The following is a 15783-nucleotide window of genomic DNA, read 5'->3' on the forward strand; positions in this document are numbered from 1 at the left end:
GAAAGTCTCTTGAACTAGTTCAAGATGAAGAAGCTAATTTTTTGCGAATCTTGCTTAAAAATTCCGGAGACATGCCTAGGTATGAGGCAATGATATATTGAGGTATTCGCTGAATGATTTGCGGGTACATCTCAGCATATTCCAGGTATCGTTCCTCAGCGGTCTTGCCGATATTAGAAAGGGCGCGTCGTTGTGAGTAGGCAAATGCCTTTTGCGCAACCAGCCGAAAAAACCGCTCAAAGCGAGGGTGATCATTACATATGCGCTCGACATTGTCATAGCTGATTTGCTGGACAACACTATCCTCCAGTGCTTCTACATACAGAGATGCGGGCGTCTGACTGGTATAGCTGTAAAAATCACTTATCCACCAGTCATCAATCGCAATGGCAATGGTATGCTCACTACCATCCGGAGTGATGAAATAAGAGCGAAGAGCCCCGCGAACAATGTGGGTTTGATGTTTGCAAACAAATCCGGGTTGGACAATAAAGGATTTTCTTTTTATAATATGTTCTTCAACAATCGCTGAAAAAGCATTTTTCTCTTCCTCATTCAAAGAGACAAAGCGCTCAATGTGTTGAAGGATAGCCAGGTCTTTCATGCTTTGAAGATAAGCTAGCCAGCGATTTTTAAGATATCCCTTGGATGAATAATTGTTGTATCGTATCCATTTTTTGTCACATTTATCATAGCCAAACCTACTTGAGAAGTGTTTACAATCGAGTTGGGAGCTATTGCTTTAATGATCGGTAAAAGCCATCCAAGCCAGAAGAGTGCTCTCCGGTAAAGTTTGCTGCTTGGCTTAATTCCCCGTTTTGGAATGATACCTCCCGGACGAAACATAAACGCTTGCCTGAAACCCAGGTTCAATAGTGCATTTTCAGTCTTCCCTTTCACTCGTGCCCACATGGTTCGCCCTTTCTCCGTGGAGTCAGTGCCTAGACCTGAAACATACGTGCAGGTCATATTAGGATTCATTTCATGAAGTGGTTTAGCCAAGGCTAGAGTCAAATCGTAAGTCAGGTGATGGTATTTTTCTTCACTCATGCCAGCAGCACTTACTCCCATGCAGAGGTAAGCCGCATCATATCCTTTCAATTGATCCCTTACCGATGAGAAATCAGAAAAATCTTTGTGGATTAGCTGAACTAATTTAGGGTGATTAAGCTCAACCTCAGAGCGGCCAATGCTCAATACTTTTTCTACTTCCGGGTGGTCCAGGCATTCTAGCAGCACGCCTTTGCCAACCATCCCTGTTGCTCCTGTAATGATTACGTTCATGATTTCAACTCCTGCATTTTTCTAATTTGACTCAAAACAATCTTCTTCGGAGTGACGGGAAGAAAGGCCATCATAAATCTCTGACCAAATTTCAAGCCCGAAATTTTATCCATTTTCCCTTTCAGCATGGCATTATATCCATCTTCCGCCACCTTTCTGGCACTGGTTAAATCGGTGAATAGATCTGTCTTATCCATACCGGATACTTTTCCGAAATCAGTTTCGGTTGCCCCGGGCATCAGGTTTGTAACCGTAATATGTGTGTCTTTCAGCTCCTCGACAAGGGCGTTGCTGAAAGAAGTAACGAATGCTTTTGTTGCATAATAAACGGCCTGAAGCGGTCCGGGAAGTAAGCTCGCAGTAGAAGAAACATTCAAAATCTTGCCTTCATTTCGTTTCACAAAGTCTTGTAAAAAGTGATGTGTCAGTGCTGTAAGGGCTGACACATTGAGATTAATCATATTCAAATCATCTTCAATGTTTCGTTCATGGAATTTGCCTACACCTCCAAACCCAGCGTTGTTGACAAGGTAATCTACTTCTAAGCCTTTGGTCTTGATTTCTTCATAGACTTCTTTGGCGGCTCCCGATTGTGTCAGGTCTTTAGCAATCACATGAACATGTATGCTGTGCTTGCTTTCCAATTCTTTCTTTAGCTCATTTAGTTTGTCTTCACTTCTGGCAACAATGATGACATCCCCGCCCTTTTCAGCATGGATATGTGCCATTTCTTTACCAATCCCGGAAGATGCTCCGGTAATTAATGCGACTTTATTGTTCATAATGTTCTATTTAGTTAGTGAGTAATCACTCAATTTTTTAATAAAAAATTATACTTTGTACTTCTGTTTTATAAATTTGGTGGCCTCATCAAGTTCGTAAGTTTCCTGGAGAATTCCGCGAGTAGCCAACCCATCCATGAGCGTTAAAAGTAGGTTGGCTTCTTTCTCAGGCTCATTATATCGGAGTTGATCAAAGGCGCGAATCAACGCTTCCTCTATCACAATCATTTTATGTTCACCATAGAGCTCCAGTTCCCATTTAATCTTGAACTGCAGCTTCCAGAATTCCAGTGCTTCTTTGTCATTCTTCACTTTTAAGGGCAATTCAATGTACTTTCGGAGCAGTTCTTTTGCGTCTGGTTCAAGTACAATATCTGAGAATAATTCTTTTGCCCGCTCCTCACCCATTTGAATAATGGCTTGTAATAACCCCTCTTTATTGGTGAAATGACGAAAAATCAATCCCTCCGATACACCAGCTGCTTTGGCCACTTTACTGGTAGAAGTACTTCTGAACCCTTCTTCTGCAAAAAGCTTAAGCGCAGCATTCAATATTTTCTCTTGTTTTTCCGTCATAAAAGTGAGTAATCACTTACAAATGTAGAAATATTCTTTTACATTGCAAGGCATTATGAAAATATTTAAGCGAATCATGTTGGTACTTATCTCTATCATCTTGCTGGTCGTACTGGCAGTGATTATCTTCTTCCGAACAGCGCCACAGATAGGTGGCAAGCCATCAGGTGAGCGCCTTGAGCGTATGAAGCAAGCTCCTAATTATACGGACGGAAAATTTGAGAATACGGTGGAAACCAAGATAGAAATGACCTGGGCAACCATCCGAAAGTCATTGGGACATTATCTCTTTTCAGACAAAACCTTTAAGAATCCACAGAAACCTATTCTGGTCAAACCCTTTGATGCCCTAGCATTTGACCAAATTCCGGATGACAGTATTGCCTTTACGTGGTTTGGACATTCCACTATTTTGATGAGAATTAATGGTATCACTATTCTTGCGGATCCGGTAATCAAAGGTAAACGTGCCTCTATGTTTACTTTCATGGGGCCTGAGCGGTTTGACTATACCGATCATATTTCTGTTGATGAATTGCCCCAAATTGATGTTGTGATTCTTTCTCATGATCACTACGATCACCTCGACTATCCTACGATCAAAGTTTTGAAAGAAAAAGTGAATCGCTTTTACTTGCCTTTAGGAGTTGGAGCTCACTTTGAGGAATGGGGTGTGCCTGCTGAGAACATTACAGAGCTGAATTGGTGGGATGAAATTGAATTTAAGGGGCTTAAGCTTGCATTCACACCCACCCGACATTTCTCGGGTCGCGGCTTTGGTGACCGGTTTAGCACCTTATGGGGGTCATGGGTGATCATAGGGCAGAATAAGCGACTATATTTTAGTGGTGACAGTGGCTACTTTCCTGGCTTCAAAGAAATCGGCGAAAAATATGGTCCTTTTGATCTGACCTTTATGGAATGTGGAGCATATAATGAAGGATGGAGTGAGATTCATATGTTTCCGGAAGAAACTGCCCAGGCACATTTGGATGTCAATGGGAAACTTCTGATGCCGATCCATTGGGGGAAGTTTGACCTGAGTTTACACCCCTGGAAGGAATCGGTGAATCGACTATCTCAAAAAGCGCAAGAGGAGGGAATCAGGCTTTTCACTCCTGAAGTAGGCCAAATGGTTTCGTTATCGGATAGCTCTGATTTGGATCGGTGGTGGGAGTCCTATAAGTGAAATAACATTCGTTAACTTTAAGATGCATCCAACAGCATCTTAATCATGGCCAACCGACGAGAGTTTCTTCAAAAAAGTGCGCTGGGAGCACTTTCACTGCCGCTTTTTTCCTTCAATGATGTTCCCCGTTCGATTCAGGAACTAAAGCTGGCACAACCCGGAATGGAAAATTATTGGCAAATGGTCCGAAAACAGTTTGCTCTTAAAGAGGGTCAAACGTATTTCAATAATGGAACCATGGGCCCCACGCCCAATTACACCCTTTCCCGGATGATGAACCATATGACGCATTATGCTAAACATGCGGCAGAAGTAGATTATAAGAATGGGTCCGGTCCAGAACTGCTAAGCGGATACTTTCCATGCAAGGAACTTAGAAAAAAGCTGGGAGCCATCATTAATGCAGATTATCGGTCCATTTCATTGACACAAAATGCCACATTCGGAATGAACTATGTGGGGATGGGACTGGATTTGAAAAAAGGTGATGAACTTTTGAATACCAATCAGGAACACGGAGGTGGATTTGCTGCGTGGCAGCTTTTGGCGAAGCGAAAAGGGTGCGTTTACAAACAAGCCACCATGCCAACTCCGGCTAACGATCCGCAGGAAGTTGTTGACGCTATTTTCAAAGAAGTGACTAATAAAACACGGGTGATTGCTGTTCCTCACATCATTTCTGCCTATGGAGTAGTGATGCCCGTAAAAGAAATTTGTGCCGAAGCACGTAAGCGAGGAATTTTCACGATTCTGGATGGCGCACAGTGTATCGGGCATGTCAAGGTGGATGTTAAAGAAATCGGCTGTGATGCCTATTATTCCAGTTTACATAAATGGCTATTGGCACCTGCGGGGAGCGGACTGCTTTACATCAATCCTGATGTGGTGGAAAATATCTGGGCAACCATCCCCAGTTACAACTGGGAAAATAAAGAGGATCATGGTTTTCGATTGATGCAAAATGGTACAGGTAATCCCGGGTTATTAGAGGGATATGATGCGGCAGTTGATTTCTACAATACCATAGGAGAGGATCGGTGGATTGGTCGGATCAAGGAACTCGGCGACTACCTACGAGCGGGAATAAAAGAAATGGATCATGTAAAAATCCATTCTTCCATTCATCCTGATATGTCAGCGGGTATTACCACATATGCAGTAAATGGCCTTAGTGGGCCGGAACTTCAAAAAACCATGTGGGAGAAAGAACGGTTACAACCCCGATCAGTAGGAGAAGATTTGCTTCGTCACTCAGTACACATTTACAACTCAAAAGAAGAAATTGATAAAGCACTCAATGTGATTTCAGAATTAGCATAATATGAAAAAAGTAAGCCATTTAATCCTTTTAGCACTTCTAGCATTTGCATGCACGTCTAGTAATTCAGGTGAGTCTGCTGAGCAGAAGAGCATCCGACAACAAGAAGCTTCATATGATGACCTCATTGATTTATTTGTGGAATGGCGTAATTTTGAAAACCCGCCACTTTTCAATGGCGCTCCTGATTACCGTAAAGAAACGTTTGATGAAAGACATCCGGAGTTTCAACGCCTTCAAAATAAACTGCTTGTGATGGATACGTCAGGTTGGGAGGTAGCTGAAAAGATAGACTGGAAAATTGTTTGGGCTGAAATGAATGGGTATGACTTTAATTATCGTATTCTAAAACCATGGGAACGAGATCCTGCTTTTTATAAATCACTCTGGATGTATCGAAGTGATGTGCCTGCGCACGAAGGTCCTACACATCATGGTACTACTGAGATTTGGCAATATGAATTTCCATTGGATGTGCCAGCGAGAGATCAATTACTTGAAGATTTGTCAGTGATTCCAGCACTGAACGAACAAGCACAAGTCAATCTAACTGGAGATGCAAGAGACCTTTGGATAGCCGGAATACGTACCATTGAGTTCCAGTCTGAAAACCTGAAAATGATCAAGGAATGGCCGGACATAAGCGGAGATGATGAGTTGGTCGGCGTAATAGATGAGGCGATTGCTTCAACGGATGATTTTATCGACTGGCTAAAAGACCAGGTTGCTTATAAAACCGGACCATCCGGAATCGGAAAAGAAAATTACACCTGGTACCTGCAAAATGTTCACCTCGTCCCATTGACATGGGAGGATGAGGTGATGATTCTCAAACGGGAGTTGGCCAGAGCCTGGTCGGCATTGAAACTGGAAGAACACCGAAACCGTAAGCTCGCACAGCTGGAACCAGTAAATTCTGAAGAAGCCTATGATGAACTGGCTGATCGGGCGGCCAAAAGCCTGATTGAATTTTTGGACCAGGATTCCATTGTGACGGTTAAAGACTATTTTGATCCCGCCCTGAGGGAACATCTGGGTGGTTTTGTGCCGGAGGAGACAAGAAACTTTTTCTGGATCACAGCTCATCATGATCCCAGACCGCTTTTTTCGCATTTCTATCATTGGTTTGAATTGGCACGTATGGATACCGAACCAAATGAGAGTCCCATTCGAAAAGGCCCATTGTTGTACAATATCTTCGACAGTAGAAATGAGGGAACAGCCACTGCAGTGGAAGAAATGTTTATGGATGCCGGATTATACGATGATGACCCACGGGTGCGTGAGATTGTGTACATCATGATTGCCCAGCGAGCCGCAAGGGGACTAGGTTCCCTATATGCACACGCCAATGAAATGACCATGGAAGAGGCTGGCAAAATCCATTCGGAATACACCCCACGAGCCTGGATGAAAACGGAAAAAGAGTTACTCATCTTCGAACAACATTTGTATTTACGGCAGCCGGGGTATGGTACCAGTTATATCACAGGAAAGTATTTGCTAGAGGATGCCATGATGGCCTATGCGCTGAAAAAGGAAAAGGCAGGCGAGTCGTTCAAGTTGAAAGACTTCTTTGATATACTGAATAGCATTGGAAATATTCCGATTTCTTTGGCGAAGACGGAAATGGTAAAAGGGGGAAATTAATTTCCCCACTTTCCTTTCAGCATCGCAAGCTTAGCCTGCAGATCGCCATCCGGCACTTTCTCTTCTCGAGGTTTTTGGTTTTGGAGTTTGCTTTGTTGCGTACGTTTCTCCGAGCGTTTTACCTGAGGTGCATCTCCTTTCATAGAAAGGGAAATACGTTTTCTGGGTACATCTACTTCTAGCACGGTCACCTGCACTTTTTGTCCCAACTTCACTACTTGCGTAGGATCGGAAACAAACGAGTTCGACAGGTGGCTGATGTGCACCAACCCATCCTGATGTACGCCGATATCCACAAATGCGCCAAACTTGGTGATATTGGTCACCACGCCGGGTAGCTTCATGCCTGCCTTCAGGTCGGTGATTTCATTCACGCCTTCCTGGAATTGCACCGCCTCAAACTGATCCCTCGGATCACGGCCGGGTTTGTCCAGTTCATCCATGATGTCCTTAAGGGTAGGTAGTCCCACCTCATCAGAGACGTAATTTTTGAGGTTTACTTTCTTTCGTAGCTCTGCACTGGTCATTAGGTCTCTGACAGTAGCCTGCGCATCTTTAGCCATTTGCTCTACGGTCTTGTACCGCTCAGGGTGCACCGCACTTTTATCCAACGGGTTTTCCGCTCCTTCGATGCGCAGGAAACCGGCGGCCTGCTCAAATGCTTTCCCTCCCAATCTAGGGACTTTTTTCAATGCCTCCCGTGATTTGAATGGTCCGTTTTCGTTCCGGTACTTCACAATGTTTTCAGCAATACTCGCTCCCAATCCGGATACGTAAGTCAGGAGCTGTTTACTTGCGGTATTTAATTCCACACCTACATTATTCACACAGGCCATCACCACATCGTCCAGCGACTTTTTCAATGCAGTCTGATCCACATCGTGCTGGTACTGACCTACACCAATGGATTTTGCATCGATCTTCACGAGCTCAGCCAATGGATCCATCATACGTCGACCAATGGATACGGAACCTCTTACGGTCACATCTTCGTTCGGGAATTCATCACGTGCAGCTTCAGAAGCAGAATAAATAGAGGCGCCACTTTCATTTACCATGGCTACAATGACCGAAGATGGTAGCCCCAGCTTTTTCACAAATCCTTCGGTTTCCCTGCTGGCTGTACCATTTCCAATGGCAATGGCTTCAATTTGATGCTTTTCTACCAGGTGCTTCACCGTTTCACCTGCTCTTGTTGTATCGTTTTGAGGTGCATTAGGGTAGATCGCTGTGAATTCCAGAAGCTTGCCCTGCTTGTCCAGGCACACCACCTTGCAACCCGTTCGGAATCCAGGGTCAATCGCCATCACGGCTTTTTGTCCAAGGGGAGCCGCCATGAGCAGTTGTTTCAGATTTTCAGCAAACACAGAGATCGCTTCTTCATCTGCTTTTTTCTTGCTCTCCATGCGTACCTCCGTTTCGATGCTCACACTCATCAATCGCTTGTAGCAATCTTTGATTGCCAGCTCAACCTGTTCGGAAGCTTCGTTATTGGCTTTCAGAAATTCTTTTTCAATGATGGCGTGTGCTTCCGTTTCTTCCGGGGCAATGTTCATGGAAAGGAAGCCCTCTTTCTCACCCCGACGAATGGCCAGAAGTCTATGAGAAGGAATCTTTGCGATTGGTTCGTCCCACTCAAAGTAATCCTTGTATTTCTGTGCCTCGGGATCTTTCTCCTTGCTTTTCAGCACCTTCGAGGCGATGATGCCTTTCTTCATAAATAGCTCACGAATCTGCTGACGCGTTTCCGCATGTTCGTTGATGGTCTCAGCGATGATGTCACGTGCTCCTTGCAGTGCATCTTCCTCGGACTCCACACCCTTTTCCGCGTCTACAAACTGACTTGCCTCAACAAATGGATCGAAGTTGCTTTGCTCAAGGATTTTGGTAGCCAATGGCTCCAACCCTTTCTCTTTGGCGACACTTGCACGTGTTTTTCGCTTAGGCTTGTATGGAAGGTACAGGTCTTCCAGCTTGGCCATCGTTTCGGCCTCATTGATTTTCTTTTCCAGTTCAGGAGTCAGCTTTTCCTGCTCTTTGATGGATTTGAGGATGGCTTCTCTTCGCGCATCCAGGTCACGAAGCTGCTGAATACGATCACGGATGCCGGCCACCTGCAGGTCATCTAGGCTGCCAGTCACCTCTTTTCGATACCGTGAGATAAAAGGAACAGTCGCTCCTTCATCTAATAAATTAATGGTTGCTGTTACTTGTCTGGGCGATAGATTGAGTTCCCCTGCAATTCGTTCTTCGTGTCTCATAAAAGTCGTTCAAATAGTCGTCAAAAATAGGAGAGAGAAACTTGAAATAAATAGGATGTGGAAAACTTCTGTAACCCTTTTTTCATATATTCGTCTTATACAAAAGTTAATTAAATAAATGTATAAACTAGGGGCTTTAGAAGAGATGGTGATTTTACTTGCCGCGGCAATGCAAGAAGATGCTTATGCGGTATCCATCGCCAATGAGTACGCGAATAGAACGGGACATGAGATTTCCATTCCGGCTATTCATACGGTTTTAAAACGATTGGAAGATAAAGGGTTGGTGCGATCATATGAGTCAGCGCCTACTTCAGAACGAGGTGGAAGAAAGAAGAGGATTTATCAGATTACTAACTCCGGATATCAATTAGTCTTAGACCTGAGGAGTCAGCGGGAAGCATTGTGGTCTTTAATCCCAAAAATGAGTTCATGATATGGGTGATCAAGACATTCCCAAATCCCCTCTTTCTTTCCTAAGATGGTTTTGCAAATCAGAGGTAATAGACGAGGTAGAGGGTGACTTAATAGAGGCTTACAAGCAAAGAGCCGGTATGAACCCTAAAAAAGCCAAACGAAAGCTCTGGAAAGAGGTATTTCAATCATTTAATAGGAGAAACATTGGAATTATGAATAAATATCAAGATCGATCATTGTACAAGCAGAGGAGTATGATAAGGCAATACACACGAGTTCTTTTTCGTACGATGAAGAAAACGAAAGTATACACCATGATCTCATTGGCAAGCCTGGTATTGGGTATCAGTTGTGCTTCGTTGATCTATCTCTACATACATAAGGAATTGAATTTCGATCAGGTATTTACTAGGTCGGATCAGATTTATAGGGTCAATCACACCAGCAATCGATCAGATCGAACCTATGCGTTTGCACCGCTTGCCATGACACCTCATTTGATTGAGAGCCTTGATGCTGTGAAGTCAGGTACGCGTATTTTTAAATATCGCCGAGCTATTCCTGTTACCGTAGAGCACTCTCAAAAATCTTTCAATGAACCACGGTTTGGATGGGCTGACCCCACATTTTTCGAGCTGTTTGATCTGGAGTTTGTGCATGGAAACCGGAAGAATATTCTGGATCGCCCAAATACGGTAGTCATTAGTGAAACGATCGCACGTAAATACTTTGGGACCGCTGATCCAATCGGGAAAGTGCTGATTTTTAGTTGGGATGAAGTGAATAAAATTGAAGTTGTGGGGGTATACAAGGACTTTCCAACGAACACAAGCTTTCAGCTGGACCTCATTTCCAATCTGGAGACCTGTCAGCGAACCATGTGGGGAGGAAGAAATCAATTAGACAGTTGGCGAAATATGTTTGTGAGTGCGTATCTGCTCATTGATGATGGAAGGGTAGCACAGGTGGAAGAAGCTGCTCAGCATGCAATCAATGAAAACTTTGAATCAGATCAGACCAATGCCCTTATTCCAGACCTGCAGCCATTAACATCCATTCATTTGGGCGAGCCAAAGGATATAGGTGAGTGGAGCGCTCACAATGACACGCAATCGTTGATCTTGTTTGGTGGCATAGGTGTGATCATCCTTTTCCTCGGATGCTTCAATTTCATTAATATGGTTACGGCGCAAGCGGGTCAGCGAGCCAAGGAAGTTGGTGTGAGAAAGGTTTTGGGTGGCCACAGAAGGCACATCATTCAGCAGACCTTTTTTGAGACAGTTGTCTTCGTGATTCTTTCAGGATGCTTATCCATTTGTCTCATATATTTTATGCTGCCTTGGTTGGGTGGACTTACCCAGCATATCTACACCCTGGCGGACGTGATCCAAATTGGTTTTTTGGCGCCATTTTTAATGATACTGGCTATAGTAGCGCTTGTTTCAGGGGCCTATCCAGCTCTATACATCTCTCGGATAAATTCACTGAGTCTGATGAAGAAATTTAATGCTTCAGATGGAGGAAAGTCTGTAAGAAATGCGCTGGTAATCACACAGTTTTCAATCACCACCGGTCTGGTTATCTGTACGTTCATCGTTTACCTTCAGTTAAATTTTCTGCATAATAAAGAGCTGGGATTTGATGACTCTGTCATTGTGAATATGCCTATTCATAACGACAATGCAGTCATCCCGAAAATCAATGCGTTTAGGAGCGTGGCGACAGCCTCGGCCGGAATCAGCGGGGTAACCGCTGCATCGCATGAAATGCTTTCTGATTATACGTATATCTCCAACTTTGAAATTGAAGAAGTTGAAGAAGAAAGAGTATGGGAGCGCTATACGGTTGAGCAGGGCTATATATCCACGTTCGATTTAGAAATAATTGCAGGAAGAGATTTTGACCCAACTATCTCAACAGATTCTTCGGCGTTTATACTCAATGAAAGTGCAGTGCGTGATCTGGGAATTGAGCCAAATGAGGCAATTAATCGGTCGATTTCGGATGTGGGATTGGAGGTTTCAGGAAAAATTATTGGGGTGGTAAAAGATTTTCACTTCAGATCGCTTCACCATGAAATACAGCCTTTTGTAATGTATGTCAACTGGGATCGGCTGGATTATATTTCCGTAAGAATGGCCTCAAATAATTTTCAGGAAAACATTGAATACCTGGAAAAGTCATGGTACGAAGTATTTGGAGAAAGTGTACCATTCTTCTATAGCTTTTTGGATCAGCAAGCCAGGGATATTTACGAAAAGGAGGCAAATGAGATGAAGTTATTTTCTGGTTTCAGCATCGTTTCGATGGTGTTGGGCGCTTTAGGTTTATTTGGGTTTATTTTGTTTACAATGGAAAGAAAATTCAAAGAGATAGGCCTGAGAAAAGTATTGGGTGCAAGCACCTTGGAAATTATACTTATGATCAATCGCAATCTGATTAAGATTGTTGGGTTATCATTTTTATTGGCCGCTCCGGTGGCTTTTTTCCTCATGAGTGGGTGGCTCAAGGATTATGCCTATCGTATTGAACAGCCTATCTGGGTATATGCGCTTACCATTGTGGTCACGTTCTTAATCGCCACAATCACGGTGAGTTACTCCAGTTGGAAAGCTGCTTCATCCAACCCTGTAGATGCGATAAAGGTGGAGTAATGGTGAACTTTCTTATTTATGAAGAGGGATTGTGATACCTAGAATTGGAACACCTATAAAATCCATTTCTCCCGATCGCATGATCCCGTATTCCAGACTACTACGACCTAAGATGGAGCGAGCCCCAATGAAAGTAAGCACTTCGTTTTCAATCAGGTAGTTTTCCATAATGAGATAAAGCTTTTCACTTACTCTAAAGGCTCCATCTATATTGAGGTACACGTCTGAAAATTCGTCATTAACGAATCCACTGCCTACTCCGACAGAAATGTTTCTATCTCTTGGTCCTATGGTGGCTACTCCGTACAAAAAACCAAAAGTCTCTCCCTCCGCAGTTCCCACAATAGCACCGCCACCAACATTAAGCTTGTTTTCAACCACAGGAGCAGAGATTCGTGCAGTTGCCCATACCGGTGCAAAATCTGTAAAAAGAAAAGTTCCAAGCGCTCCGATACCAATAGACAAGTTATCAGAGATACCATAAGAGGCATTGTTGAAGAGAATCCAAATATTTTGATAGTAGCCTTCTCCTTTCTCTAGTCCATAGGCACTGTTAAGTGTTAGGTAGTTGGCTGTTTGAAATTGATAGGGCCATCCATTAACCCCACTTTGATTGGGATTAATTTCGGTAATTGACTTAACCTGATTAGTGGCAATCGTGATAACTCCAAGATTCTGCGTTTTGAATACTATGCTGTCTGAATTCTGTTTCTCAATGGTACCAATATATTGGTTACCATCTTTAGTGGTAATCTTATAAGCGACTGTATCGGTTGTGGTTTCACTCGCTTTTTGTGCTAAGCAACTGATTGAAGCGAATAAAAATAGAAATCCGAAGAAGATCTTACAATAGTGAAGTTTCATGATTTGATTAGGATTTGTTACAGGGTAGTAAATAAAAAAGATTAATTCCCCTAAATGTGGTTTGATTTTTTAGCATTGAATATACTTTCCCGTTCCTTAAGGAAGATAAAATCAAACTATCTTTGTTCTGAAACGTTTGTTTCAATATATGCCTAAATCCGTATTATTCGATAGAGAGCAAGTCGTAGAAGATGTCATGGAGCTTTTCTGGAAGAAAGGCTACAACGGCACATCTATGCAAGACCTGGTCGATGTAACCGGTTTGAATCGATCGAGTTTTTATAATTCCTTTGGCGATAAGTTTTCGTTGTTTGAAGAGTCTATCAAGCACTACCAGCAACGACAGAATAAGATGTTGAAATCCACCATTTCGGAAGCCAAATCACCGAAGGAGGCGATTGTTTCTCTATTCAGAGGAATCAGCGAAGATATTCGCTCCGGCAATCAAAAAGGCTGTATGCTCACCAGCTGTGCTTCAGAGATGAGTCATGATCCGAAGATCAAAGACTTCCTGGTTGATAACAAGGATCGGGTAGTGGAAGTATTCGCTGCGCTGATACAGGGGGCCCAGGAACTGGGCGAGATTTCCCAACGGAAAGATCCGAAAACACTTGCCCTTTATTTATTTTCTAGCCTTCAGGGTTTACGAGTCACTTCCTTGATCGAACCCAACTTAGATGCTGTTACAGACCAAGTATTAAGCGTCTTATAATTTTTTTCATCTTTTTTGAAACGTTCGTTTCAATATATCCGTTATTTGGACTGATCATTTCAAATAAAACCTAAATTAAAAACAACAATGGGAAAATTAGATGGAAAAGTAGCCCTGATTACAGGTGGAAACAGTGGAATCGGATTGGCTACTGCTAAGCTCTTCGTGAAGGAAGGAGCCAAAGTGGTAATAACCGGGCGAAGAGAAGAAGCACTCAGTCAGGCAGCCGGTGAAATCGGAGGAGGGGTGAAAACCATTCTGGCAGATGCAGCCGATGTAGCAAAATCAAAAGAAGTCGTTCAGCAGGTAGTCGATGAGTTTGGAAAAATTGATATCCTGTTTGCTAATGCCGGCGTAGCGTACTTCATGCCGATGACTGATATAACCGAAGAACACTTCGACTCACAATTTGATATCAACGTAAAGGGGCCATTCTTCCTGATAAAGGAGGCAATCCCGCACCTGAACGATGGCGCAGTAATTATCAGTAATACTTCCGTGGTACATCACAAAGGATTTGATGGATCGGGCGTGTATTCATCTACCAAAGCGGCCCTTCGTACCCTAACAAGAATTCTGGCGAGCGAATTGCGCACACGTAAAATCAGAACTGTGAGTATTGCTCCTGGTCCGGTGGAAACACCTATTTATGGCAAGATGGGCATGGCACAAGCAGAAGTTGAGCAGATGGGTGCCGGATTTGCTCAGCAAGTCCCACTCGGACGATTTGGCTCCTCGGAAGAACTCGCACAATCGGTATTGTTCCTGGCATCTTCTGATGCTTCATTCGTGAATGGAATAGAGCTGGCCGTTGATGGCGGCCTGAGCCAGGTTTAAGATTTTATCGATTGATGACCTAAGCCATTCGCCAATTGCGGCGGATGGTTTTTTAATGTCTTTTTGTATTTCAGTGCGTAGACTGATTTGTACTTTGCCGGATCCTGGAAAAATTGATCCAACTCACCCCTCGTCTTCATATCGATCAGTGGCATCAGCGGCTGCTCCACCTCAAATAGGTGTGAAATGGACTGTTTGATTTTGATATCCCACGTTTCGTAGTAGTCCTCAAAATCAGTAGGGCCAACTTTTTTCCGACAATTCTTCTGTCCGCAGATCAGGGGAATCTCCGTTTCCAGGTTAAAAATGCCGTATTCATCGGTGATCTGTTCGCCCGGCTGAATATCCCGGATCGCTAACTCAAACCCATAGCCCGTACTGATGGTGTTGCAGTTGCAGCAGTGATTCACATATTTCGCAAAATCCCAGCTGATAATTCGGTTGCCGGTTTCATCGATATAGGAATACTTTTCGATGACTTCTTGCATCTCACCGCTATACAAAAGATAGTCAGTGGGACTTACCACGATCTCGAGGCTGTCTTTTACATAGACGATGGTACCCTCAGGGATCAATTCCGTGGCAAACACACCGTAACCAACCTCGTCACTGATGTGTTTAATTTCCGTTTTCGGATGAATCATTTATGCAAAGTTTAATCAGTATTTCGGAATTTTCACCTATTCCAAAATCAACGGAAGCAATTATTTTTTTGGAGAGAAAGTCCTTCATTCCACATCCACAGGTATCCGCGCTGTACGCTTTACTTCGTGCTCGCTTCCATCACGTCTAAGTAGCAGATGGATTCGCTTCGATAAAGGGACCTTAATTCGGTAAGTCACCCTGAACTCGTTTCAGGGTCTTCTAAATTCAGAGTCTATCTTTACGTTATGAAGAAAGGCTATACTTATATCCTCTCGAATGCAAAGAGAACACTACTGTATGTAGGAATGACAAATGATATAGAAGTTAGAGTCTTGCAGCATAAAGCAGGTACAGGCTCAAAGTATACTGCCAAATACCACCTTAAATACTTGATGCACTTTGAAGCATTTTCTTCAATCGAACAGGCAATTGAGCGTGAAAAACAATTGAAGAACTGGCATAAGGAATGGAAATGGAATTTGATCAAAGAAAGTAATCCAGAATTGAATGATTTAGCTGAAGACTGGTTTGATGAGGATGATATTGAATCTGTAAAGACGGGAAATTTGAAATAGAACTTATTGTGTTTGGGTC

At 43.2% G+C, this 15783-nt stretch carries 15 protein-coding genes; 8 read left to right on the forward strand and 7 right to left on the reverse strand.

Going from position 1 to position 15783, the window contains the following annotated elements; translation table 11 throughout:
• Positions 1 to 19 precede the first annotated feature (19 nt).
• The 4 genes from ACOQON_RS01985 to ACOQON_RS02000 are packed head-to-tail and all read right to left on the reverse strand — an operon-like array spanning position 20 to position 2642.
• Positions 20 to 604 (reverse strand): Crp/Fnr family transcriptional regulator, encoded by a 585-nt coding sequence (locus ACOQON_RS01985; protein ID WP_420577254.1) that lies wholly within the window; start codon positions 602 to 604, stop codon positions 20 to 22.
• A 14-nt stretch (positions 605 to 618) separates the two neighbouring features.
• The gene (locus ACOQON_RS01990) at positions 619 to 1284 is read right to left on the reverse strand and encodes an NAD-dependent epimerase/dehydratase family protein (RefSeq protein WP_420577255.1); all 666 of its coding nucleotides are present in this window, start codon (positions 1282 to 1284) and stop codon (positions 619 to 621) included.
• Positions 1281 to 2066, reverse strand: coding sequence for an SDR family NAD(P)-dependent oxidoreductase (locus ACOQON_RS01995; protein ID WP_420577256.1), 786 nt, complete (start codon positions 2064 to 2066; stop codon positions 1281 to 1283). The genes ACOQON_RS01990 and ACOQON_RS01995 overlap by 4 nt, the downstream gene beginning before the upstream one ends.
• A 48-nt stretch (positions 2067 to 2114) precedes the next feature.
• On the reverse strand, positions 2115 to 2642 hold the full coding sequence (locus tag ACOQON_RS02000; protein ID WP_420577257.1) for a TetR/AcrR family transcriptional regulator: 528 nt from the start codon (positions 2640 to 2642) through the stop codon (positions 2115 to 2117).
• A 55-nt stretch (positions 2643 to 2697) separates the two neighbouring features.
• On the opposite strand from ACOQON_RS02000, the gene ACOQON_RS02005 reads away from it, so the two are divergent.
• From ACOQON_RS02005 to ACOQON_RS02015, 3 genes are read left to right on the forward strand one after another with little or no spacing between them, the layout of a single operon-like run.
• Positions 2698 to 3831 (forward strand): MBL fold metallo-hydrolase, encoded by a 1134-nt coding sequence (locus tag ACOQON_RS02005; RefSeq protein ID WP_420577258.1) that lies wholly within the window; start codon positions 2698 to 2700, stop codon positions 3829 to 3831.
• A gap of 45 nt (positions 3832 to 3876) precedes the next feature.
• Entirely contained in the window at positions 3877 to 5151 is a 1275-nt protein-coding gene (locus tag ACOQON_RS02010) for an aminotransferase class V-fold PLP-dependent enzyme (RefSeq protein WP_420577259.1), read from the forward strand.
• 1 nt (position 5152) lies between these two features.
• Complete coding sequence (locus ACOQON_RS02015) at positions 5153 to 6799, forward strand: hypothetical protein (protein ID WP_420577260.1); 1647 nt, start codon at positions 5153 to 5155, stop codon at positions 6797 to 6799.
• Here the strand turns inward: ACOQON_RS02015 and ACOQON_RS02020 are convergent.
• Positions 6796 to 9060 (reverse strand): Tex family protein, encoded by a 2265-nt coding sequence (locus tag ACOQON_RS02020; RefSeq protein ID WP_420577261.1) that lies wholly within the window; start codon positions 9058 to 9060, stop codon positions 6796 to 6798. The genes ACOQON_RS02015 and ACOQON_RS02020 overlap by 4 nt on opposite strands.
• A gap of 118 nt (positions 9061 to 9178) precedes the next feature.
• Here ACOQON_RS02020 and ACOQON_RS02025 point away from each other — a divergent pair, with 118 nt between their 5' ends.
• Together ACOQON_RS02025 and ACOQON_RS02030 are read left to right on the forward strand one after the other, a co-directional pair.
• Complete coding sequence (locus ACOQON_RS02025; RefSeq protein WP_420577262.1) at positions 9179 to 9496, forward strand: PadR family transcriptional regulator; 318 nt, start codon at positions 9179 to 9181, stop codon at positions 9494 to 9496.
• A 1-nt stretch (position 9497) separates the two neighbouring features.
• Positions 9498 to 12131 carry an ABC transporter permease gene (locus ACOQON_RS02030; protein ID WP_420577263.1) on the forward strand — a complete coding sequence of 878 codons (2634 nt, stop codon included), beginning with the start codon at positions 9498 to 9500 and terminating at the stop codon, positions 12129 to 12131.
• Between the two features lie 12 nt (positions 12132 to 12143).
• On the opposite strand, the gene ACOQON_RS02035 is transcribed toward ACOQON_RS02030, so the two are convergent.
• Positions 12144 to 12995 (reverse strand): hypothetical protein, encoded by an 852-nt coding sequence (locus tag ACOQON_RS02035; protein WP_420577264.1) that lies wholly within the window; start codon positions 12993 to 12995, stop codon positions 12144 to 12146.
• A 148-nt stretch (positions 12996 to 13143) separates the two neighbouring features.
• On the opposite strand from ACOQON_RS02035, the gene ACOQON_RS02040 reads away from it, so the two are divergent.
• Positions 13144 to 13707, forward strand: a complete 564-nt coding sequence (locus ACOQON_RS02040; RefSeq protein WP_420577265.1) for a TetR/AcrR family transcriptional regulator — start codon at positions 13144 to 13146, stop codon at positions 13705 to 13707.
• Between the two features lie 87 nt (positions 13708 to 13794).
• Positions 13795 to 14544, forward strand: a complete 750-nt coding sequence (locus ACOQON_RS02045; RefSeq protein WP_420577266.1) for a glucose 1-dehydrogenase — start codon at positions 13795 to 13797, stop codon at positions 14542 to 14544.
• Here the strand turns inward: ACOQON_RS02045 and ACOQON_RS02050 are convergent.
• Complete coding sequence (locus tag ACOQON_RS02050) at positions 14541 to 15188, reverse strand: SET domain-containing protein (RefSeq protein ID WP_420577267.1); 648 nt, start codon at positions 15186 to 15188, stop codon at positions 14541 to 14543. The two genes, ACOQON_RS02045 and ACOQON_RS02050, sit on opposite strands and share 4 nt — an antisense overlap.
• A 246-nt stretch (positions 15189 to 15434) precedes the next feature.
• Between ACOQON_RS02050 and ACOQON_RS02055 the strand changes: the two genes are divergently transcribed.
• Positions 15435 to 15764, forward strand: a complete 330-nt coding sequence (locus tag ACOQON_RS02055; RefSeq protein WP_420577268.1) for a GIY-YIG nuclease family protein — start codon at positions 15435 to 15437, stop codon at positions 15762 to 15764.
• Positions 15765 to 15783 lie beyond the last annotated feature (19 nt).

Origin of the sequence: Ekhidna sp., from assembly GCF_965221965.1 — a bacterium.
GTDB lineage: Bacteria > Bacteroidota > Bacteroidia > Cytophagales > Cyclobacteriaceae > Ekhidna.